Genomic DNA, 23,000 nt, shown 5'->3' with positions numbered 1-23,000 from the left:
AGGTGGCTTATATGAAATTACTTTATTATACAAAAACTATTTTAAAAAGTATGGTATCAAATGCAGCTATTACAGTTATATATTTTATATTATTTCCTGTTTTACTTGCAGGTTTTATGGGATTCTTCCAAAATTCACTTCATGAAAATCCTCTAAAATTAAATACTTTAAAAATATCAATAATTGATAATGATAATAGTAATATGTCTAAAAATCTGATTGCCTTTTTAAATAGTAGTGATATGAAAGAGTTAATTGAAGTAAATCCTGAGAAAGCAAATATAGAAATAGTTATTCCAAAGGGATATGAAGAAAGTGTTGTATCTTTAAAAAAGAACGAAATTAGTATAAATAAATTAGAAGATGGATTTAGTAATTCAACAAACACTCTAAAAACTATTTTAGATAAGTATCATCAAGGCCTTTATATAAGTTTATCAGGCGGTTCTACAGAGGCTTTAAATAATATTACTGGAAAATCTATAATTGAAAATGTAAATATAAATGTCAGTAAAACTTCTAATAGTTATGAAGTGTTATCATCATCAATGATTGCCTTTGTTATTAGTATGCTAATATTTTCACTTATTCAATCAAATTATGCTGAAGTTAGTAGAAATATTGATAGAAGGGTTTCATCTACACCAATAAGTAAAATTCAATATTTTTACTATGATACCTTTGCAATGTTAATATATTCAGCAATTATAGTTTCTGGATATGTATTTTTCTTTAGACTTTCAGGAATAAGTTTTACAGGAAGTATATTTCCGCTAATTATATTGATTTTACTTTCAGCTATGCTAATAGTTTCTATGAGTAAATTTGTATATGAACTATTTGGACCGGTTTACGGTAAGGTTGTTGGCGGATTAATTTTTACACTTCCTATAATAGGAATGGAGGCTTTTACTGGAGAAGGTAATGCCCTAAAGATTTTAGCTCCAACTCACTATATTACAAAGCTATTCAATGTATATAACCTAAATGGAAATTTTAACAGCAATATTAGAGACTTAATATTTATAGTACTTCTTTCATTAGCACTATTTGCAATTGCAAATATAAAGGTAGCATTATCAAAGGAGGGAAGGAAATGCGCTTAATAAGATTAACCATTATAAATTTAAGAAGAACATTAAAAAATCCATCAGTCTTTTTAATGACATTACTTCTTCCTATTATTGTTTTATTTGGAGTAGTAGGACCAAGTTCCAGTGGAAGTTCTCTAGGAAAAATAGGAATATTAGATAAATCATCAAGTAAATATTCAAAAGAAATAATAGATTCTTTATCTGAACAATATGAAATAGAAAATTTAGAAGGAAATATAGAAGATAGTTATGATAATTTAAGAGATAAGAAAATAGCTGTTATCTATGTTTTTGATGAAAATTTTGATACTATTATAGATAGTGGTAATGTACCTAAAGTAATGAGTTATAGCGTAGAATCAGGAATGGGATCAATTATAGCCGAAAATATAATTACTGATAATATAAATAAATCACTTGAAGAAAATATAAATACAGGTCTTAGTACAAATTCAGTTGAAGCAGTAATTGTTGATAAGTATGAAAATAATAATGCAGATTTTTATATGACAGTTCTTATGATATGCTACTTTATGATGATAGGTGGATCTATATTGACAGATGATATAATTCGGCTTAAATCTCAAAAGGTTTTAAAAAGAACAATAGCAACTGGAAACTCTGATAAAACTATTTTAGGATCTTTATATTTATCTAGTTATATTATACAAAGCATAATGAGTGTAATAACTTTATTTTTAGCAATTAAAATATTTAATATAGAAAATTATAATTTAGGACAAGGAATTCTTTCAATAACCTTATGTAGTTTAATAACTACATCTATAATAATAGTAGCTACAAGATGGTTAAAGAATCAAACCATAGCTAGTTTAGCAGTAGTTATCTTTGGGTTATTATCATTTGGACTTGGAATACTTGGAAATGTTCTAAATGAATTTACAAATGTACCACAGGTTATAGTCTATTTAAGTATAATATCACCTTTCTCATGGATAGGAAAGATAGTTAATGAAGGACAAATTTTAGTACCAATTATAGTAATAGTTTTAATGTCAGCAGTTTTCTTTACAGCTGGAAGCTTTAGATTAAGAGATTATGTAAAAGAATAAAAAAGGAGATAAATATTATATTCCTTGTTCCGTCCCTTCGCTCCAAGTCACCGTCATATAATATTTATCTCCCTCTAAACTGAATGTAGTAATTCCTCATTTTATTCGGAATTATGAAAGTTATTTACAGGGTAATCTTTTTATAACTGGTTTTATTATGCCTATTTGATTTTGAGTTTAGAGTTTTTTCTATTAAATAGACATAATTAATAGTATTTGATAAAATATAAATAATTAAACTTATGGAGGATTTATATGATTTCTAAGAAGGCACTTAAAGATGAGATTATAACTTATGATATAATAACCTATAAAGATGAAGATGGAAAACAAGTAGAATACGTTGAAGTTACCCTTGTAGATAGAATTATAGATGTTTATATGGATACTAGAGAAGTAAATATAGGTATCCTTGCAAATAAAATAATAGAAGATAATTTATATAAATAGAAAGTGGTGAAATTTAATATTTCACCACTTTTTAAGTTAAAGAGGGTATTATTACTTTTAAATTTAAGTATTTATAAAACTAAAATAAGTTAAGAATTCATTACTCCTATTAATGAATAAAATTTGAAGAATTTTCACTAATGGTATATTATTGTAAATGTAATATTAAAAAATGGGGGATTTTTTATGAGTGATATCAAAAGAGAAAAGTGTATTGATGAGGTAAAGAAAAGTATTGAAGATAAAATAAAAAAGCTTTTTGATGAAGCACATAAATATACAGAAAACTTAAGTAATGAGGATATAGTAAGATTACATGAAAATCATGTAAAAGATGTATTCTATCCTTATATTCATAATATCCATGTTCTACAAGAGAGAATAGTAGAAAAGGGAGAGGAGAAGGTCTTAGAAGAAGTTAAATATAAGTTTATGGAAAATTTTCATTTCCATGAAAAAATGTTAAAATGTGAAAAGTTTAGGGAAGATAGAAAAACTAAATATACAGAAGAAGAAATTTTAGAAAATGATAGGAAAATATCAAAGTATATTCAAGAAATAGTGATATCAATTATTCAAGAGTGTAAGGGGTTAAATACTGAGGAGATAAAGGAAATACATATGTTTATATTTAAACTGATATTTCAATCTGATATAGAACATATACCATGTTTTAAAAATGCATCTGAAAATATGAATATGGATGTTATAAATAGAATACATAATAGAAAAATAACAAGTACTATAAATAAGTATATATCAATGGGTAAAGAAAATTAATAGCAGCAAAGGACAACCTCTAAATTTATTAAAAAGAGGATGTCCTTTTATTTTAAAGATTGATAAATTTTAGAAAAAATTAAGAAATATATTTAAAATTTGTAAAAAATCTTTGATAAAATAATTATATAAGATACAAGGGTTTTAGGAGAATATATGAGTTATTTATTTAAATATTATAGTAAGCAATATGATAAATTTATGAAAAAGTTTAGATTAGACAAAAGTGAAATAATAATAAGGATTTTAAAAAATATCTCTGGATTAGAAATTCTAGATATTGGTGGAGGAACAGGGACATTAGCAAGAGAACTTATATCTTTGGGAGCTAAAGTAACTATTCTAGATCCTGAAATAAACATGACTAAGATAGCAAAAGAAAAATCTAATGAAATAAAAATAATTAATGGATATTCTAATAATATTAAATTAAGAGATTCTTCTATAGATATAATTGTAATGCGAGATTCTTTTCATCATATAATGAAAAAAGAAGAAACACTAAAAGAATGTAAAAGAGTATTAAAGAAAGATGGAAAAATTCTAATTTATGAGTTTGATAAAAAGAGTTTTATAGGCAAATTAATATTTATTTTTGAGACTCTTTGTTTTGAGAGAATAAAGATGCTTTCTATAGATGAAATGCAAGAATTAATTTATAGGTATTTTAAAAATGGAGAAATAAGCAAGATATCTAACTACGAATACATATATTTAGGGAATAAATAGAGATAGAGAGGTTACTATGGAAAATATAAATGGTATAGCAAAGATATGTAAGCTATTTTTAACTAATAAATTTACTGATTTAAGTGATATAGCTAAATCTTATACTAGAGTAAGTAAGAACTATGATAAAGTGTTTTTAAAAGAAATGCATAAATACAATGAAGAAATGTTAAGGGAACTTACTTTAAAATATGCTACTGGAAATTTAGATGAGGATATAAATATACTTGATTTAGCTTGTGGGACAGGCTTTAATAGTAGATTTTTAAATAATAATTTTTCAAAAGTTAAATTTACATTAGTAGATATATCTAAGGGGATGCTAAATGAGGCAAAAGTCAACTGTAATTTTAATGCTAACTTCATTGAAAAAGATATGCTTTCATTTTTGAAATCTAGTAGTGAAAATAGTTTTGATATAGTAGTTTGTGCTTGGGCCATAAAATATCAGAATCCTAAGAAGATTATTAAAGAAGTATCAAGAGTATTAAAGAAAAATGGATATTTTGCTGTAATAGTAAATTTAAAAAGTACATTACCAGAAGTAAGAAAAATCTATCCTAGTTTAGTATTAAAAAGTTATAGAAATGTAGATAAGATAATGAAGGAATTACCAAATCCTATAAGTGAAAATAGTTTTATAAAGTGGTTTGTCAAAAATGAATTTTATAAGCAAAAGGTAAAATCAGGAGAGCATATATTTGAGTTTAATACTTCAGAAGAATTAACAACCTTTGTAACATCTACTGGAGCTTTAGCAGGATTTGATTCTATGGTAAATATGGAAGTTAATAAGGTAAAAGATAATATGATAGATTTATTTAATAGTAATGGTATAAAAACAATTACTCATAAATATGTTTGGGGGGTTTTTAAAAATGATAAGTAATACAATTCCTATTATGAAAGCAATATTAAATAAAGATGTAAGAAAAAATGTATTTTATATTCATAACAGATTCAAAGAAAGTAAAGATTACAAGCCTATAAATGTTATAAAATGTGGTATGAATGTAATAAAAAATGATAGGCTTATAATTCATAATGGGGACTTTATTGTTAATTCATTTCTTCCTCCATTAAATAGTAATGCTTATAAAAGTATTGTAGATGCAGTTCCAGGAGAAAAAGGAGAATTTTTTTACAATCACACTATAGGAAAAAGATTAGCTCCAATTTCAACCTATATTGCTGTAACAGATAGATGTATGTATAATTGTTGGCATTGCAGTGCAAAAAGGTTTATAAAAGCTAAAAATGATAAATCAAAAGAAATGACAAGTGATGAATTAAAAAAAATAGTAAAATCTCTTCAGGATTTAGGTGTTGGGATAATAGGATTCACAGGGGGAGAGCCACTTCTGAGAAAAGACTTAGAAGAAATAATAGCTAATATAGATAATAGAAGTATTTCATTTTTATTTTCTAATGGTTATTCTTTAAGTTTAGAAAAAGCTAAATCTCTAAAAAAAGCTGGACTTTTTGGCGTGGGAATAAGTATAGATAGTTTATATAAAGAAAATCATGATAAAAAAAGAGGATATATAGGAGCCTACGATAATTCAATAAATGCAATAAAAAATTGTAAGGAAGTTGGAATTTATACAATGGCTCAAACTGTATGTACAAAGGAAATGTTAAAGACAAAGGAGATATATAATCTTGCTAAATACTTAAAGGAAATTGGAGTCGATGAACTTAGAATTTTAGAGCCAATACCTTGTGGTTCGTTATTAGTAAATACAAATGAAATATTTACAGAAAATGAAAAGAAGGAGTTAATTAATCTTCATATAGAATTAAATAATAATAAGGAATATCCTAAAACATCAGTATTTCCATATATAGAATCTAAAGATCAATTTGGGTGTGGAGCAGGAATACAACATTCATATATAGATAATGAAGGAAATTTTATGCCTTGTGATTTTGTTCCAGAATTTTTTGGGAATTTATTAAAAGAAGATGTTAAAGATATATGGAATAATATGCATGTGAAATTAGGAAAAGCAAAAGCTTATTGTTATGCAAAAAACTGTGAGAAATGTAATAGCAATGAATTACCTAAATATTATAGATTACTTAAAGGAAAGAAAAATTAAAATAGGAAAATATTTTAATTTAGTAATTAATGATTTGTTTTCTTGTGATTGGGTATGCTATAATAGAAGAAAAGATTTAATATATAATTTTATTATATTTAATATTAGAGGATGAGGGGTAAGCAATACTTAAATTAAAAGAATTGCTTACATCCCTTAATTTTTTTTATGTCAGAATATTATGTAGAAATAAAATTATTTTTATTTAAAAAAATATGTATTTTTAAATATGCATAGGTAAACGTTTTCTGATGGTGTATATAATAAAAATATTTATAGATTATTAAAGTTTAAAATCGAGGAGGTAAATAAAATGTTTAAGAAGGGTGATTTAGTTCTTTATTCAGCTCATGGAGTTTGCAAAATTGATGATATATGTGAAAAAACAATTTCTTATGTTACAAAAAGTTATTATATATTGCATCCTATGGAGGATAATAAATTAAGTATAAGTATTCCAGTAGATAATGATAAGGTATCTATTTTAGAACTTTTAACTAAAGAAGAGGCTGGAATAATATTAGAATCTTTTAAGGATGATGGAGCAGAATGGATAAATATAGATAAGGATAGGTCTGAAAAATATAATGAAGTTATAAAACAAGGAAACCGTACAGAAATTGCTAAAATAGTAAATACATTAATGAAAGAAAAAAATTCTTTAGAAAATAATGGGAAAAAATTCCATGAGAAAGATAAAAAAATGCTATTAGGAGTTCAAAATACACTTTTTTCTGAACTAGCATTTTTATTGGATACAACTAGAGATGAAATAGAAAAAAAAGTAAGTGGCTATGTAAATATATAGAGATTTGAGGGGATAATATTTGGATATTAATAAAGAAAAACTTATAGCAATAGAATCAGTTATGAAGCAAATAGAAAAACAATTTGGCAAAGGTTCTATTATGAAGCTTGATGAAAATTCCATAATGGATATTGAAGCAATATCAACAGGATGTTTATCATTAGATATAGCTTTAGGAATTGGTGGAGTTCCAAGAGGAAGAATAATAGAAATATATGGGCCTGAATCTTCAGGAAAAACTACAATTGCATTGCATATAATTGCAGAGGCTCAAAAAATGGGAGGAGAAGCAGCTTTCATTGATGCAGAACATGCTTTAGATCCATCTTATGCAAAGAATTTAGGCGTTGATATTGATAATTTAATAGTGAGCCAACCAGATACTGGTGAGCAAGCATTAGAAATAACAGAAGCACTTGTAAGATCAAATGCTATAGATGTTCTTGTTGTTGATTCTGTGGCAGCCTTAGTTCCAAGGGCTGAAATAGAGGGAGGAATGGGAGATTCTCATATAGGCTTGCAAGCAAGATTAATGTCTCAAGCCTTAAGAAAGCTTACTGGATCCATCAATAAATCTAAATGCGTTGTAATTTTTATAAATCAATTAAGAGAAAAAATAGGGGTTATGTTTGGTAGTCCAGAAACTACAACAGGTGGAAGAGCACTTAAATTTTATTCATCAGTAAGGTTAGATATAAGAAAAATTGATACTATAAAAGTTGGAGAAAATATATTAGGAAATAGAGCAAGAATAAAAGTAACAAAGAATAAAGTGGCGCCACCATTTAAGCAAGTAGAATTTGATATTATGTATAATGAAGGGATATCAAAGGAAGGTAACTTATTAGATATGGCAGTAAATGAAGGGATAATAGATAAAAGTGGTTCATGGTTTTCCTATAATGATATAAGATTAGGACAAGGACGTGAAAATTCAAAGATTTATTTAAAAGAAAATAAAGATATAGCCCTTGAAGTGGAAAATACAATAAGAGAAAGACATAATTTAGGCTTAGTAAAGCAGAATACAGTAGGGAAAGTTAAAGCTGCAAAATAAGATAATGTAATAAGATCACGAATAGCAGTGGCATGGCTGTGGGCAAAAGGAGGTTTATTTTACGTAAGTAGAATAAACCTCCTTTTATTAATATTAATTTCTGAGATTGTTACTTTTGTAACATTTTCTTCTTATATATTGAATACAATATATTTTGACAAATTTTAATACTACTGTTAAAGTTTAATAATCACTAGTTTAATGAAAGAGGTAATATACGAATGAAATTTGAAGATCTTAAAATAAATGAAAAAATTATTAGTGGATTAGACACTATGGGGATACAGGAACCTACTGAAATACAGAAAGAAATTATTCCTGTAGCTCTTACTGGAAAAAATTTAATTGGACAATCTGAAACAGGGACTGGTAAAACTTTAGCTTACCTTTTACCTACAATAGAAAAAATTGATACAACTAAAAAAGAAATGCAATGCATAATATTAGCTCCAACTCATGAGTTAGCTATACAAATAAATAATACAATTAATGAATTAAAAAAAGTATCTACTTTAGATATTACATCTACATCTTTAATAGGTAGTGCAAATATTAAAAGACAAATAGATAGCTTAAAATCAAAACCTCATATTATAGTTGGTTCTGCTGGGAGGATATTAGAATTAATACGTAAAAAGAAAGTATCAGCCCATACTATAAAAACTATTATAATTGATGAAGTAGATAAGCTTTTAGATAAAAATAATCTTCCAGTTGTAAAGGACATAATAAAAGCTACTCAAAAACAAACTCAAGTTATGATGTTTTCTGCTACTTTAACTGGCAAGACTTTAGATATTGCTAAGAGCTTAACTGAAAATGTAAATATTATATCAGTTAAAAATAATAAGGTTAATGAAAACATAAATCATAATTATATAAAAACTGATAGTAGAAAGAAAATTGAAACCTTAAGAAAGCTTATACATGCAACAAAGGCAGAAAAAATTTTAGTATTTAATAATGATGTTTATACTACAAATACAACAGTTGAAAATCTTACAGCAAATAAGATAAAAGTAGCAGCTATTGGTGGTAATAATAAAATGGAAGATAGAAAAAAAGCTTTAGAAGACTTTAGAAAAGGTAATATTCAAATATTAATTGCGTCTGATGTAGCAGCTAGAGGATTAGATATAAAAGGGGTAACTCATGTGGTTAACTTAGATATACCTGAAGATCCTAATGACTATTTACATAGAGCAGGAAGAGTTGGAAGAGCAGGAGAAACAGGTGATGTATTTTCCTTAGTTAATGAAAAAGAAGAAAAAATAATAAAGATGCATGAAAAGAACTTTAAAATTAATATTCAAGAGAAGCATCTTTATAAAGGAAACATAGAATAATAAAATGAAAAGTAAGCTAAGATAATTTAGCGTTTATACTTTAATAGTAAAACCAGCAATTTAAGTGCTGGTTTCTTTAATGCGAAAATTAAAAAAAGTTATTATTACAAGTTAGGTCCACATATATATTTTTATAATTTTGATTGTACAGAAAATTAAAACATAGTTTCTTTTATTATAAATACAATAAAATTTAAAAGTGTTAATATGAAATTGTATAATGATTTCATAGGAGTAAAGATAATTTATAAATATTAAATTAAAAGTAAACGATTTAATAAACTGTGAAATAGGTACTAATCGTAAATTTATACTATTGATATTTTGAAAGCTATAAGTTATTTAAAAATATCATAAATACTATTTTATAATAGATATATTTTAAATGTGGGAAAATTTTTAGAAAAGTAGAGTTAAAATTTTGTAATTAATTAGTATTAAATGTATCTTTTTTATTAAAAGTAAGATTTAGATTTAAAAATAGGGGGGAGAATTAAAGATTTATATCTTACTTTACAATAGTAATTTTAGAAAAGCTAGATGAAATTTAAATTTAATATTGTAAGAAATTTTACTCACAAATTAATAAAAATATATAAGCTAATTAAGAAAGGGGAGACTTAATAATGAGAAATCAAAAAAAATTTTTCTCAATTTGCTTAGCATTAACAATGGCAACTTCAATGATATTTCCAACTGTATCAACTATAGCTAAAACTAAGGAAAATACAGATGATAAAATGATAATTCACTATGATTTTAAAGATGTTAGTAGTACAATTATTCCAGATAAAACTGGAAATGGTAAGGCTGGCGTAATAAGAAACTATCAGAATGGCGGAAGTGAAATTGTAGATGTAGAAATTTATGGTGAAAAAAAGAAAGCATTATCTTTACCAGGCGGAGCAGATGGAGGATATTTAGAGTTGCCATCAGGAAATACCTTATTAGAGAATAATGAGGTTATTAATAGTGTTACAATCAGCTGTTGGGTTAATATGGAGACTAATTCTGGATACCAACGAATATGGGATTTGGGAAATGATACATCATCCTATATGTATTTATTGACAGATGGATATAATGAAGGAGCTACTGGCTACGCAACGGCTATAACAAATGGGGGATGGAGCAAAGAACAAACTGTACAAAAAGGAGTACCTTTAGAATTAAATAAATGGATACTAACAACAGTAACCTTTGATGGAGAATCAGGAGAATTATCTTTATATGAGGATGGTAAGCTAATTGGAAGAAGAGAAAATTCAAATACAAGTTTATCAGATTTAGGAAACACTACTCAAAATTATATTGGTAAAGGACAATTTGCTGATTCACCAACAAAGATGCAGGTCGCAGATTTTCGTATATATAATTATTCAATGAGCAGTGAAGAGGTAGCATCATTATTTAATGTTAGTGATGAAGAACGAGTCATTGGTGATTTAAATTCAATTGATTTAGGTGATGTTTCTGCTGTTAAAGAAAATATTTCCTTGCCCAATAAAGGCTCATCAGGTGCTACTTTCACATGGAATTCAGATAATGAGTATGTTATAACCTCTAATGGAGAGGTAAAGCGTCCAAGTTCAGAAATTGGTGATGTAGTTGTTAAGCTAACAGCAACAGCATCATATAATGATGTCGTTAAATCAAAGGATTTTTATTTAACTGTAATAGCACTTCCAAGTAATGAGGAAATTGTTAAACATGACTTAGATAAAATAAACTTAGGTAAGGTTGATTCAATTACAGAAAATCTTAATCTTCCTACAAATGGGGAATGGGGTTCACAAATTAGTTGGATATCCTCAGATGAAAAATATTTAAAAAATGATGGAACTATAAAAAGACCTGAGATGGGGAATGAAGAAGTAGAAGTTAGATTAACAGCTACTGCAACAGCGGGTGAAAGTACTTCTAGTAGAGACTTTAAGATTACAATTTTACCACAATATTATTTACCTGCAATAGTAGATGTAGATATAGTTGAAGTAACTACTACAAAGGGACAATCCCCAACATTACCTTCAAAAGTGAATGTTACTTATAACAATGGAGAAATGGATAGTTTGGAAGTAAGATGGCCAAGTTATATTGAAAAAGAGTTGTATAATACCATTGGAACTTTTGAGATAGAAGGAACTGTAATAGATAGTGATGCTATTTCTAAAGCTATAATTACAGTTGTTGAGGACTCTAAGAATGCGCCAGAGGCAATTTCTTTAAATTTTGATTTAAGCAATATTTCCTTAGATGGGGATAATATATTAACTCAGAATATGGAAAGGACGATAGAATATTTAAAGTTATTAGATTCAGATAGAATGTTATATAATTTTAGAAAGACATTTGGTCAAGATACTAAGGGAGTGAAACCACTTGGTGGATGGGATGAGCCGACAGGACTTTTAAGAGGGCATTCAACTGGACATTATATGTCAGCATTAGCACTTGCATATGCTTCTACTGGTGATGAAGAGTTAAAAGATAAAATGGATTATATGATATCTGAAATGAGGAAGCTTCAACTACTATCTCAAGGAAATGCAGCAGATTTTCAAACTAAAGGCACAGCACAAAGTAGTTGGAGTACTGATCCAAATGAATGGGGATATGGATTCATAAGTGCATATTCACCAGATCAATTTGCATTGTTAGAGGAATATACACCATATGCCACAATATGGGCACCATACTATACTTTGCATAAATTGATGGCGGGATATTTAGACTGTTATACTTATGGTGGAAATGAAGAAGCCTTAGAAACTGCAAAATATTTAGGTAGTTGGATATATGATAGGTTAAGTGCATGTACACAAGAGCAGCGTGAAAAAATGTGGAGTATGTATATTGCTGGCGAATATGGCGGAATGAACGAATCATTAGCAACATTATATCAAATAACAGGTGATGATAAATATTTAGAGGCTGCAAAAATGTTTGATAATAAGAAGTTTTTTGATAATTTAAGTGTGAATGTTGATGATATAAGTGGACGTCATGCTAATCAACATATCCCACAAATTGTTGGAGCTATTAAAGAGTATGAAGCAACTGGTGATATATATTACTATAATGTAGCAGAGAATTTTTGGAATATGGTTATAGATAGATATGCGTACTCTATTGGGGGAGTTGGTAGAGGCGAAATGTTCAAGGAGCCATATATGTTAGCAAATAATATCGATAGCGATAAAAATTGTGAAACTTGTGCTGCTTATAACATGTTAAAACTAACAAAGGATTTATATGTATATAATCCCGATGATGCTAAGTATATGGATTACTATGAAAGAACATTAATAAATCAAATAATAGCATCTCAAAATCAAGAAACCTATGAATATATGCATAATGGAACTACTTATATGTTACCAATAGGACCTGGCGCTAAAAAAGGTTATGGAGACGATTATGATAGTTTTACATGTTGCCATGGTACAGGAATGGAAAACCATGTTAAGTATCAGGAGGCTTCATATTATACATCAGAAGATAATAATACATTATATGTAAATTTATACATGCCAACTACTTTAGATTGGAAAGAAAAAGGTGTAATTATTAATCAAGAGAATGAATTTCCATCAGATACTTCTAAGATGACTATTAATGGTAATGGGGAATTTGAATTGAAATTACGCGTACCATATTGGGCAACTAATGGATTTACTGTAAAAGTAAATGGAGAAGAAGTAATCAATGGTGCCGATGCAAGTTCATATGTTTCTATAGATAGAGTTTGGAAAGATGGAGATACAGTTGAAGTTAATATGCCATATTCTATTCATTTAGATAAAACACATGATAAGTTAGATGGTAAAACAGTTGCATCTGTTATGTATGGCCCATTAGTGATGGTAGCTAAAAGTTCAGATAAAAACTTTTTAGAATTGACATTAGATCCAAATTTAGAATCGTTAATTAAGGTAACTAATATTGATGAAAACAATATAGTTTCAATTGAATCTAACAATTTAAATTTTGTACCAATGTATAGTGCTTATAATTTTGAATATCATACTTATTTTAAAATAAATATGTTAGGAACAAGTGATTTACCAAAAGTAAATAAGGATTTATTGCAATCTAGATATGATGAGGTAAAAGATTATGCTGAAAAAGATTATACAGAGGAAAGTTTTAAAGAATTTAAAGAAGCATTAAATAATACAAAAGTCATATTAGATAACCAATATGCAACTCAATCTGAAGTAGATAATGCTTTAGAATACCTTATAGAAAAGGTAGATAAGTTAGTTAAGAAACCAATAAAAGAAGGAGTTGATAAATCCTTATTACAATCTAAATATGATGAGGTAAAAGACTATGCTGAAAAAGATTATACAGAGGAAAGTTTTAAAGAATTTAAAAAATCATTAGATAATACAAAAGTCATATTAGATAATCAATATGCAACTCAATCTGAGGTAGATAATGCTTTAGAAGATCTTATAGAAAAGATAGATAAGTTAGTTAAAAAGTCTGCAATTAATGATAATAATTCAAGTACTAATAATGATAATTCCAGTACTACAGATAATAATTTTTTACCTAATACTGGTGGAAGAAATTCTTTATTACTATTATTAGGATCAATAGTAATAGTAGGATTAGGCATATTCTTAATGAAAACAGGTAGAATAAAAAAGCTAGTTAATAAAAATAAATAGAATTATATTTATTAACAAATTACAATAATAAATTAAACAAGGATGTAGGAAAATTTGTGTAAAACAAATATACTACATCCTTTTTTGTGTGTTTTTAAGTGGTATATTTGGAAATATGATATAATAATTACATGATTTATAATAAAAATTCAAGAAAACTATAGCGAAAAAATATGAGGAATATTTTTGATATAGTAATGTGGCTAATTATAATTATATTTATAATGAAGGTGATAAAATGATAATAGAAGTTAATAATAATATTATTGAAAAGTTGACACCTGCAGAAAAATCTGTAGTGAATTATATTAATAATAATGAAGATAAATTATCCAGAATGTCTATAGTAGATGTAGCAGAAGAATCATTTACCTCTCCTGCAACTGTATCGAGAACAATAAAAAAATGTGGACTTGATGGTTTTTCAGAGTTAAGGTACAAAGTTTCCTCTAAAGAAGAACATAATTATGATTCAAAAAAGGTTAATGAAATATTGGGAAAATCTTTAATAGAAGTAACAAAAACTATTGAAAATATATCCGTAGAAAATGTTTTAAATATAGTTAAAATTATTAAAAAATCTAAGCGTATTTATATATTAGCTAGAGGGCTTACAGAATTAGTAGCAGAAGAGTTTAATTTAAAACTTCAGCTTTTAGGATACAATACATTTTTAATTGTAGATCCTAATATAATGATGAAAATATGTAAAACTATAGAAAAAGAAGATTTAGTTATTGCTTTTTCTTTAAGAGCTGAAACAAAAGAAATATTAGAATCTGTTAAAAGTGCTAAAAATTCTGGGGCAAAGGTAGTTACATGTTGTTGTGTAAGAAAAAGTATTTTAGAAGAATACTCAGATGTGATTATTGTTGGATACAAGCAGTCTAGGACATCCATTAAAGAGTTTGAAGTAACATCAAGATTACCATTATATATTATATCGAGAGCAATAATAGATTATTTAATAATATGAAAATATATTCTGAAAATCGATCAAATTTGATTTTCAGAATATATTTTTATTTGAAAGTAAGTAAAATAGCTAAAATGTAATATAAATATTAGAAAAGATATAAATATATCTGAAAACATTTTCTTTTGAATGATGATAAAATTTAATTATATTAAGAGATTGGGAGGGATATTATGAAAATATTATCAACAAGAGAAATGCTAAAAAAAGCTCAAAGAGAGGGATATGCAGTACCAGCCTTTAACATTCATAACTTAGAAACATTAGAGGTAGTTGTAGAAACAGCAGCAGAACTAAAATCACCAGTAATACTTGCAGGAACTCCATCAACTATTGAATATGCAGGAGGAGAATTTATAGTAGCAATGGCAGAAGCAGCAGCTGAAAAATATAACATTCCAATTGCAATACACTTAGATCATTTTGAGGTAATAGATGAAATAAAACACTTCGTTGATTTAGGATTTAAATCAACAATGATAGATGCATCTCATGCACCTTTTGAAGAAAATATAGAAACAGTTAAGAAGGTAGTTGAATATGCACATAAATATGATGCAACAGTAGAAGCTGAACTTGGTAGATTAGGTGGACAAGAAGATGACTTAGTAGTAGATGAAAAAGATAGTAAGTATACTAATCCAAAGCAAGCAAAGGAATATGTAGAAAGAACAGGAATAGATTCATTAGCAGTAGCAATTGGAACAGCACATGGATTATATCATGGAGAAGCAAAATTAGATTTAGATAGATTAAAGGAAATAAGAGATGTAGTAGATGTACCATTAGTATTACATGGAGCATCAGATGTACCAGATGAATTAGTTAAAAAAGCAATATCTCTTGGAATATGTAAAGTAAATGTAGCGACTGATTTAAAGATACCATTTTCAGATGCAGTAAAGAAATACTTTATAGAAAATCCTAGTGCTAATGATCCAAGAAAATATATGACACCAGGAAAAGAAGCTATGAAGAAAGTAGTTGCACACAAAATAATGGTTTGTGGAAGTAAGGATAAAGCTTAATAAAAAGGGGGAGAGATAAATGATATATACATTAACAACAAATCCAGCAATTGATATGAATTATACAGCAGAAACTTATGAACCATTTAAAGTAAATAGAACTACTAATATAGAATACTCTCCTAATGGAAAAGGAGTAAATGTATCTATTGTACTAAATCATTATGGAATTGAAAGTAAGGTTCTAGGTTTTTTTGGAGGATTTACTGGTAAATATATTGTAGATGAGCTTCAAAAAAAAGATATAGAGGTTAAGGCTTTTGAGATTGATGAAGCGACTAGAATAAATGTTTTTATAGATACCGAAGATAAAAAAGAGTTTAAATATGTTAATAAGGGGCCTTTTGTTCCACGGGAAACACAAGAAAATTTATTGAATTATATTAAAAAATCTGAGGATTGTAGCTATTTAATTATAAGTGGAAGTTTGCCTAAAAGTATAGATGAACATTATTATGATGAAATATTAGAAATATGCAATAAAAGAAATATAGATATAATTTTAGATATAAGTTCTAGAAAATTAAAAGATTTATTAAAATATAAACCTTTGTTAATTAAACCAAATGATGAAGAAGTTAAAGAAATTTTTGGATTAAGTATAAATAATGAAAAAGATGTTGTATATATATTAAAATACTTAAAAGAAGAAGGAGCACAAAATATTCTTTTAACTTTAGGTGAAAAAGGAATGTATTTTTATAATGGAGATAAGATATATTATTGCAATGCTCCTGATATTAGTCTTGTGAGTTCTGCTTGTGCAGGAGACTCTGCCTTATCAGCATTTTTAAGTGAATGGTTAAAAGGAAATGATATTAGTTATGCTCTGAAAAAATCATCAGCAACAGGTGGAAATGTAGCTGAATCAAGAGGAATTGGAACTTTAAGTGAAGTTAATAATTATATAAAAAAATTAGAAGTTAGGGAGGTAATTTAAATGAAAAAGATTATCGCTGTTACAGGTTGCCCAACAGGTATTGCTCATACATTCATGGCAGAGGAAGCATTAAAAAAAGCAGCTAATGAAATGGGAGTAGAAATTAAAGTCGAAACTAATGGTGCTATTGGGGTAGAAAATGAATTAACAGAAGATGATATAAAAGAAGCGGATGGAGTTATAATAGCGTCAGATAAAGATGCTAGGGCAGATAGGTTTATAGGAAAAGTAATTATAGAGACTTCTGTACAAGATGGTATACGTAAACCAAAGGAACTTATTCAAGCAATATTAGATGGAAAAGCTCCAATAAAAAAATCAATAATTACTAAAAGAGAAAATACTAATGAAAGAGTGAATATAAAAAATGAAGTCGTAGGAAAAGAATCTTTTGGAAGAAGCATATATAAACATTTAATGAATGGTGTTTCTCATATGTTACCGTTTGTAGTTGCAGGTGGTGTATTAATAGCAGTATCATTTTTATGGGGAATATATTCTGCAGATCCTACATCAGATCAATATAATAAAATTGCAGCTATGCTTAATGGAATAGGATCAAAATCATTTTCAATGATAGTACCAGTTTTTACTGCGTATATTGCTTCATCAATTTCAGGTAGATCAGGAATGGTTGCAGGTTTTGTTGGTGGATTAATAGCTGATGCAACAGGAGCAGGGTTTATAGGTGGAATAATAGCAGGGTTCTTTGCAGGATATTTAATGTTAGGATTAATTAAGTTACTATCAGGTCTTCCAAAACAATTTGAAGGATTGAAATCGATATTTCTATTACCGATACTTGGTATACTTGTAACAGGTATTTTAATGACATTACTTGGAGATCCAGTAGCATATATAAATAGTTCTATAATGAGTTGGCTTGAATCATTAGAATCAGCAAATCCAATACTTTTAGGATTAGTAATAGGATGTATGTCCGCATTTGATTTTGGAGGCCCAGTTAATAAAGCAGCATATGTTACAGGAACAATGCTTTTATCACAAGGAAATTACTATTTTATGGCTGGAGTTTCTGCAGCATGTATAACACCTCCTTTAGCAATTGCCTTAGCAACTACTATATTTAGAAAAGAATTTAATGAAGAAGATAGAGCAGCAGGATTAGTTAATTATATATTAGGATGTACACATATAACAGAAGGAGCAATACCTTTTGCAGCAAAAGATCCTATAAGAGTAATTCCTATACTAATGATTGGATCATCTATATCAGCAATATTAACTTATTTAATGAAAGTTCAAGTACCAGCTCCTCATGGAGGATTCTTAATACTTCCAATTGTTGAAAAACCATTTGTTTGGGTAGGATGTATATTAGTTGGATCATTAGTTGGAGCTGTTTTATATGGATTATATAAAACAAATTCAAATAAAAAAATAGCTTAATAAATAACATAAAAGGAGATAAACATGGAATTAAAAGATTTAATTAAAGAAAGTACAATAAAATTAGAACTTGATTCTAGAGATAAAAACTCAGTTTTAGATGAAATGATTAATTTGTTAGTTGATGATAAAGTAGTTACTAATAAAAATAAGTTTAAAAAAGATATTTTAAAAAGAGAGGAATTAAGTAATACTGGAATTGGGTTTGAAATAGCAATACCACATGCAAAATCAAAGGCTGTGAAAGAACCAAGGATAGCTATTGGTATAGCTAGAAAAGGAATAGATTATGGATCAATAGATGGACAAGCTATAAAAATGATATTTATGATTGCTGTTAATGATGAGCAAAATGATTTACACTTAAGAGCATTAGCTAACTTATCAAGAAAATTAATGCACGAAGAGTTTAGAGAAAAAATATTAAATGCTAAATCAAAGGCTGAAATAATGGAGATTCTATAAAGAAAAAGCAAACTAATTTAAAAGGTGATTCCTATATTCATAGGAGTCACCTTATTTATGTGTGCCCAACATGGGCAACAACTTGACGGTGAAAGTCCGTTGTGGGCTTGGCAGTGGGAACCACTAGTCAATGACAAGGGTGTCCATCGTGAGGTGGAATCTGAAGGAAGTCGAAGGCAAAGTCTCGGTCTGAGGAACACGAACTACATAAAAGGCTTACTAAGGTCGGACGAGTTTGCATAACAAAACAAAGTCCAACACTACCCGAAACCTTAGGAGTATATGTAGCAGATATATGAGATGAAGGTTGTTGCTCTTACCTGGGGAGGTCTGATAGATACATTGCTAATAAAAGATGAATTTCTAAAGCAATAACCTATATAGTGATATATAGATGAACTATCAGAAGTCAGCAGATGTCATATTAACTCAGCTAATCGCGATAACGGATGAAGGACTGAACTTTAAGGAGGTTTTGAAATTTGAAAGTTTCGCAGAATAATCAAAGATTGCAGAAAACTAAATATTTAGGCTCTAGTGCTAAAAATAGAGTGGAACTTGAAGATAAATTAAATCTTAAAGTAAATATTAGCAAAAGTGCAGTAGAAAGGCCTTGGAAAAGAAAATTCCTAGGTTTTACATTAGGCCTTATGTTTGGGAAAGCATACTCAGGCATATCAAAACAATCATTAAAGAAACACAAAGATAAATTAAGAGATATATTATCCAGGTCTAAACCGATGACTTTGGAACAAAGAATAATTAAACTTAACCAAGCAAATATAGGATGGATTAATTATTATGGAATAGCAAAGTGCAAAAGAATAACTATACAATTAGACAAATGGATAAAACATAGGTTAAGAATGTGTATATGGAAACAATGGAAGAGTGTCAAAACAAGATATAGAAATCTTAAGAAACTAGGATTAAATCATTATAAAGCAATAAAATTCGCCAATACCCGTAAAGGATACTGGCGAACTGCTAATAGTCCTATATTAAACACTACACTTACAAATCAATTCTTTAACGACTTAAGCTTGAAAAGCCTAACGTATCAATATATGAAAATTCATGCCGTGTACCAGACCGGTATGCACGGTGGTGTGAGAGGACGGAAAATAAAACAATTATTTTCCTCCTACTCGATAATAAAGAGAGTTTTGTATGCGCACTTTATATATAAAGGATTTTAAATTAAAGAATTACTACAGGTTTGATTAAATCTTTTGGTTTATCCTTCATTAAAAATAGTGCTTCTTCAACTTTATCGAAACTGTTAAATGTATGTGTAATTAATTTACTTGTATCAAGTTTCTTAGTTTCAAGAAGGGAAGCTAGTTTTTCCATTCTAAGTCTGCCGCCTGGCATTAATCCTCCTGCAATTGTTTTGTGAGACATTCCACATCCCCATTCAACTCTTGGAATATCAACATAATCTCCTTCGCCTAAGTAATTAACATTACCAATTCTACCACCTGGTTTTAACATATGAATTGCTTGATTTATAGTATGAACATCACCACCAGCAATTATAATTCTATCAAGACCTTTACCATTTGTTTTTTCCATGATTTGTTCAACAATATCACCTTCACGATAATTGATAATATCAGTAGCTCCGTATTCTTTTGCTATTTGAATACAATTTGGTCTTGAACCAACAGCATATATATGTGAAGCTCCACGTAAAGCAGATCCAGCCACAGACATAAGGCCGACTGGTCCTATACCGATAACAGCAACAGTATCACCAAATTGTACATCTGCCAATTCTACTCCATGGAATCCTGTAGGAACCATATCGCAAAGCATTGTTGCTGAAGCTAAATCAACGCCATCTGGAAGAAGAGCAAGATTAGCATCTGCTTCATTAACATGAAAAAATTCACCGAAAACACCATCTTTAAAATTAGAGAACTTCCAACCAGCTAACATACCGCCAGAATGCATAGAATAGCCACCTTGCGCTTCAAGAGATCCCCAATCAGGAGTGATAGCAGGAACGATAACTCTATCGCCGACCTTAAAATCTTTAACTAAAGAACCAACTTCAACAACTTCGGCTACAGCTTCATGTCCTAAGATCATATTATGTCTATCACCTATAGCACCAGCCCAAACAGTATGTACATCAGAAGTACATGGAGAAATAGCTAATGGTTTACATATAGCATCTAATGGGCCACATTTAGGTGCCTCTTTTTCAATCCAACCAACTTTACCAATTTCCAACATTGCAAAACCTTTCATAAATAAAACCTCCCCTATATAAGTAGCTTTGTTAAATAATTATCATAATATTATAATAGCATATAATGTTTTTATAATCAATATGAAAACGAATAAATTTCCATAAAATGTATTGATTGATTATTAAAAAACTAAAATTTATGAAAATATTCTTCTGTTTGCTAAGTTAAATAATATAGGGTTTAGCTTATATATCATATTAATTATTAATTAACAAATAAAAAAGATTAAAAAATTAGAACAAAGTGTTTTTTATAAGAAAAGATGATATAAACATTATAAAAATTAGGACTTATCTTTTTTAGTTAAACGTATTATTAAAGGCAGAAGAAAAAATAATAAAGATGCATGAAAAGAACTTTAAAATTAATATTACAGAAAAATATCTTTATAAAGGAAATATAGAATAATAATATGGTATAATAGTAAAGTAAGGAAACTTATGGTAAGTTATCCTTCTTTCTTAGGTCGAGTGTTACTGATTGCTTATGGCAATTTATAGACAGGAAGAAGGTGATATCTATGTCAGAGTTTATACAGGCTTTGCTTATAATCAGTGTAACTATAGTTGCTATAGTTTCGATTGTATTTGGAAAGAAATTCTCAACGAAAGTTGATAAGAGTATAGATGGTGTTACAGCTGAATTAACTGTAACTGAAGATAAAGATACAAAAAGAAAAAAGTAGCCCACACTCGCAAAGTAAAGCTACTTTTTCTTTAAACATATCATAAGCCATAGGTCAAATGTAACACTTGACCTTTTCCTTACTAATATTATAACACAATTTAAAATAAATATACAATAATTTTAGGTCAAGTTTATATCTTGGCCTTTTCTATTTAATCTTATTTTTTAACACATATCCCTTGAGTCATAGTTCCCATAGGGCAATATACACACCAAGATTTAGGTTTATAGAAGAACATAGTAATAAAACCTAGTAGAGTAGATGTTAACATCATACTGTAAAAAACAAAGGCAAATTGAGCAATCCAAGGGCTAACATTAGTTAAATCATTAAAATGCCAAGCAAATAAAATATTAAATAATCCTAACATGAAATAAAGTATAGTTCCAACCCAAAGATAATCATACCAGTTCTTTTTCTTCTTATTTTTATTAATTATTGAACTACCCCCTCTTTAATTTCGATTACAGATGCAGGGCATGCCTTAGCACATTTAGAGCAACCTACCACTTATCTAAGGTAACCTCTGCATAAATTCCTTATACACAGCAATAGCTCCAAAGGGGCAAGTTTTTTGAAAGATTCCACAAGCAACACAATATTTTGTATCAACATAAGCCTTCATTCTAATTGTTTGTTTTGTTATTATAATCCTCCTATAATATAGATTTTGTCACATTACCCATTTTATGATAATTTTACAAATTATACTGTAACAAAATCACACACCATATATAGAATATTGTAAAATTTGGTATAATATATAATATTAATAGATTTATGTTAGGGGGAGTAATATGTCTAAAAATGATTATATTTATAGTTATGTTGAAAGAAAGGTAATTAGTGGAAGGAATAAACATACCTTTGATGAAAAAAGATATAAAGCAAAAAGAATTATTAATGACAAAAAAAGTTCATTTAAAGCTTTATTGTTTGGAGCAACATTAGGTATTTTATTACTTGGAATAATATAGGTAGAGATTTATTATTATATTAAATAGTACTATGTTATAATAAAATTATGAAAGTTAGAGTGAAAAGAGGTTTTAATATCTAATATAGTTATGAAAATTGTTTAAGACATTAATAGGTAGTGAGAAATGTAAATAACTAC

Annotated in this window: 21 protein-coding genes; 19 read left to right on the top strand and 2 right to left on the bottom strand. The window is 28.0% G+C overall.

Going from position 1 to position 23,000, the window contains the following annotated elements:
- Positions 1-11: 11 nt before the first annotated feature.
- From ACQPUY_RS09640 to ACQPUY_RS09560, 17 genes are all read left to right on the top strand, one after another.
- On the top strand, positions 12-1,106 hold the full coding sequence (locus tag ACQPUY_RS09640; RefSeq protein WP_430840979.1) for an ABC transporter permease: 1,095 nt from the start codon (positions 12-14) through the stop codon (positions 1,104-1,106).
- Positions 1,097-2,167, top strand: coding sequence for an ABC transporter permease (locus tag ACQPUY_RS09635; RefSeq protein ID WP_430840978.1), 1,071 nt, complete (start codon positions 1,097-1,099; stop codon positions 2,165-2,167). The genes ACQPUY_RS09640 and ACQPUY_RS09635 overlap by 10 nt, the downstream gene beginning before the upstream one ends.
- A gap of 255 nt (positions 2,168-2,422) precedes the next feature.
- Positions 2,423-2,617 (top strand): hypothetical protein, encoded by a 195-nt coding sequence (locus tag ACQPUY_RS09630; RefSeq protein ID WP_430840977.1) that lies wholly within the window; start codon positions 2,423-2,425, stop codon positions 2,615-2,617.
- 186 nt (positions 2,618-2,803) lie between these two features.
- A complete protein-coding gene (locus tag ACQPUY_RS09625) occupies positions 2,804-3,397 on the top strand; it encodes a hypothetical protein (protein ID WP_430840975.1) in 594 nt (197 codons plus the stop codon).
- A 156-nt stretch (positions 3,398-3,553) separates the two neighbouring features.
- Positions 3,554-4,126 (top strand): class I SAM-dependent methyltransferase, encoded by a 573-nt coding sequence (locus ACQPUY_RS09620; protein ID WP_430840973.1) that lies wholly within the window; start codon positions 3,554-3,556, stop codon positions 4,124-4,126.
- Between the two features lie 16 nt (positions 4,127-4,142).
- The gene (locus tag ACQPUY_RS09615; protein ID WP_430840971.1) at positions 4,143-5,015 is read left to right on the top strand and encodes a class I SAM-dependent methyltransferase; all 873 of its coding nucleotides are present in this window, start codon (positions 4,143-4,145) and stop codon (positions 5,013-5,015) included.
- Positions 5,005-6,228, top strand: a complete 1,224-nt coding sequence (locus ACQPUY_RS09610) for a radical SAM/SPASM domain-containing protein (protein WP_430840969.1) — start codon at positions 5,005-5,007, stop codon at positions 6,226-6,228. Before ACQPUY_RS09615 ends, ACQPUY_RS09610 begins: the two co-directional genes overlap by 11 nt.
- A 313-nt stretch (positions 6,229-6,541) precedes the next feature.
- Entirely contained in the window at positions 6,542-7,036 is a 495-nt protein-coding gene (locus ACQPUY_RS09605; protein WP_430840967.1) for a CarD family transcriptional regulator, read from the top strand.
- Positions 7,037-7,061: 25 nt separating this feature from the next.
- Positions 7,062-8,093, top strand: a complete 1,032-nt coding sequence (gene recA, locus ACQPUY_RS09600) for a recombinase RecA (protein WP_430841157.1) — start codon at positions 7,062-7,064, stop codon at positions 8,091-8,093.
- Positions 8,094-8,314: 221 nt separating this feature from the next.
- On the top strand, positions 8,315-9,439 hold the full coding sequence (locus ACQPUY_RS09595; RefSeq protein WP_430840965.1) for a DEAD/DEAH box helicase: 1,125 nt from the start codon (positions 8,315-8,317) through the stop codon (positions 9,437-9,439).
- Positions 9,440-10,065: 626 nt separating this feature from the next.
- Positions 10,066-14,118: a beta-L-arabinofuranosidase domain-containing protein gene (locus tag ACQPUY_RS09590; protein ID WP_430840963.1), complete on the top strand. Its 4,053-nt coding sequence runs from the start codon at positions 10,066-10,068 to the stop codon at positions 14,116-14,118.
- 238 nt (positions 14,119-14,356) lie between these two features.
- A complete protein-coding gene (locus ACQPUY_RS09585; RefSeq protein WP_430841156.1) occupies positions 14,357-15,094 on the top strand; it encodes a MurR/RpiR family transcriptional regulator in 738 nt (245 codons plus the stop codon).
- Between the two features lie 170 nt (positions 15,095-15,264).
- Positions 15,265-16,122 carry a tagatose bisphosphate family class II aldolase gene (locus ACQPUY_RS09580; RefSeq protein WP_430841155.1) on the top strand — a complete coding sequence of 286 codons (858 nt, stop codon included), beginning with the start codon at positions 15,265-15,267 and terminating at the stop codon, positions 16,120-16,122.
- Positions 16,123-16,141: 19 nt separating this feature from the next.
- Positions 16,142-17,062 carry a 1-phosphofructokinase gene (gene pfkB / locus ACQPUY_RS09575; protein WP_430840962.1) on the top strand — a complete coding sequence of 307 codons (921 nt, stop codon included), beginning with the start codon at positions 16,142-16,144 and terminating at the stop codon, positions 17,060-17,062.
- On the top strand, positions 17,063-18,472 hold the full coding sequence (locus ACQPUY_RS09570; RefSeq protein ID WP_430840961.1) for a PTS fructose transporter subunit IIC: 1,410 nt from the start codon (positions 17,063-17,065) through the stop codon (positions 18,470-18,472).
- Between the two features lie 24 nt (positions 18,473-18,496).
- Positions 18,497-18,937, top strand: a complete 441-nt coding sequence (locus ACQPUY_RS09565; protein WP_430840959.1) for a PTS sugar transporter subunit IIA — start codon at positions 18,497-18,499, stop codon at positions 18,935-18,937.
- 482 nt (positions 18,938-19,419) lie between these two features.
- Positions 19,420-20,136: a group II intron maturase-specific domain-containing protein gene (locus ACQPUY_RS09560; RefSeq protein WP_430840957.1), complete on the top strand. Its 717-nt coding sequence runs from the start codon at positions 19,420-19,422 to the stop codon at positions 20,134-20,136.
- Position 20,137: 1 nt separating this feature from the next.
- On the opposite strand, the gene ACQPUY_RS09555 is transcribed toward ACQPUY_RS09560, so the two are convergent.
- Entirely contained in the window at positions 20,138-21,193 is a 1,056-nt protein-coding gene (locus tag ACQPUY_RS09555; protein ID WP_430840956.1) for an NAD(P)-dependent alcohol dehydrogenase, read from the bottom strand.
- 522 nt (positions 21,194-21,715) lie between these two features.
- Between ACQPUY_RS09555 and ACQPUY_RS09550 the strand changes: the two genes are divergently transcribed.
- Positions 21,716-21,880: a hypothetical protein gene (locus ACQPUY_RS09550; protein ID WP_430840954.1), complete on the top strand. Its 165-nt coding sequence runs from the start codon at positions 21,716-21,718 to the stop codon at positions 21,878-21,880.
- 160 nt (positions 21,881-22,040) lie between these two features.
- Here ACQPUY_RS09550 and ACQPUY_RS09545 read toward each other — a convergent pair whose 3' ends face one another.
- Complete coding sequence (locus tag ACQPUY_RS09545) at positions 22,041-22,253, bottom strand: hypothetical protein (RefSeq protein WP_430840952.1); 213 nt, start codon at positions 22,251-22,253, stop codon at positions 22,041-22,043.
- 427 nt (positions 22,254-22,680) lie between these two features.
- Here ACQPUY_RS09545 and ACQPUY_RS09540 point away from each other — a divergent pair, with 427 nt between their 5' ends.
- Entirely contained in the window at positions 22,681-22,860 is a 180-nt protein-coding gene (locus ACQPUY_RS09540) for a hypothetical protein (protein ID WP_430840951.1), read from the top strand.
- Positions 22,861-23,000 lie beyond the last annotated feature (140 nt).

Origin of the sequence: Clostridium nigeriense (assembly GCF_050585245.1) — a bacterium.
GTDB classification, from domain to species: Bacteria; Bacillota; Clostridia; order Clostridiales; family Clostridiaceae; genus Clostridium; species Clostridium nigeriense_A.
This window is presented reverse-complemented; position numbering and strand designations above follow the sequence as displayed.

Excerpts from the sequence above, each read along its gene's own strand:
- ACQPUY_RS09630 (WP_430840977.1), top strand. The coding sequence starts at position 2,423 with ATGATTTCTAAGAAGGCACTTAAAGATGAGATTATAACTTATGATATA.
- pfkB (WP_430840962.1), top strand. The coding sequence starts at position 16,142 with ATGATATATACATTAACAACAAATCCAGCAATTGATATGAATTATACA.
- ACQPUY_RS09610 (WP_430840969.1), top strand. The coding sequence starts at position 5,005 with ATGATAAGTAATACAATTCCTATTATGAAAGCAATATTAAATAAAGAT.
- ACQPUY_RS09590 (WP_430840963.1), top strand. The coding sequence starts at position 10,066 with ATGAGAAATCAAAAAAAATTTTTCTCAATTTGCTTAGCATTAACAATG.
- ACQPUY_RS09540 (WP_430840951.1), top strand. The coding sequence starts at position 22,681 with ATGTCTAAAAATGATTATATTTATAGTTATGTTGAAAGAAAGGTAATT.
- ACQPUY_RS09605 (WP_430840967.1), top strand. The coding sequence starts at position 6,542 with ATGTTTAAGAAGGGTGATTTAGTTCTTTATTCAGCTCATGGAGTTTGC.
- ACQPUY_RS09635 (WP_430840978.1), top strand. The coding sequence starts at position 1,097 with ATGCGCTTAATAAGATTAACCATTATAAATTTAAGAAGAACATTAAAA.
- ACQPUY_RS09545 (WP_430840952.1), bottom strand. The coding sequence starts at position 22,253 with ATGTTAGGATTATTTAATATTTTATTTGCTTGGCATTTTAATGATTTA.
- ACQPUY_RS09570 (WP_430840961.1), top strand. The coding sequence starts at position 17,063 with ATGAAAAAGATTATCGCTGTTACAGGTTGCCCAACAGGTATTGCTCAT.
- ACQPUY_RS09615 (WP_430840971.1), top strand. The coding sequence starts at position 4,143 with ATGGAAAATATAAATGGTATAGCAAAGATATGTAAGCTATTTTTAACT.
- ACQPUY_RS09620 (WP_430840973.1), top strand. The coding sequence starts at position 3,554 with ATGAGTTATTTATTTAAATATTATAGTAAGCAATATGATAAATTTATG.
- ACQPUY_RS09625 (WP_430840975.1), top strand. The coding sequence starts at position 2,804 with ATGAGTGATATCAAAAGAGAAAAGTGTATTGATGAGGTAAAGAAAAGT.
- ACQPUY_RS09640 (WP_430840979.1), top strand. The coding sequence starts at position 12 with ATGAAATTACTTTATTATACAAAAACTATTTTAAAAAGTATGGTATCA.
- ACQPUY_RS09595 (WP_430840965.1), top strand. The coding sequence starts at position 8,315 with ATGAAATTTGAAGATCTTAAAATAAATGAAAAAATTATTAGTGGATTA.
- ACQPUY_RS09565 (WP_430840959.1), top strand. The coding sequence starts at position 18,497 with ATGGAATTAAAAGATTTAATTAAAGAAAGTACAATAAAATTAGAACTT.
- ACQPUY_RS09550 (WP_430840954.1), top strand. The coding sequence starts at position 21,716 with ATGTCAGAGTTTATACAGGCTTTGCTTATAATCAGTGTAACTATAGTT.
- ACQPUY_RS09585 (WP_430841156.1), top strand. The coding sequence starts at position 14,357 with ATGATAATAGAAGTTAATAATAATATTATTGAAAAGTTGACACCTGCA.
- ACQPUY_RS09555 (WP_430840956.1), bottom strand. The coding sequence starts at position 21,193 with ATGAAAGGTTTTGCAATGTTGGAAATTGGTAAAGTTGGTTGGATTGAA.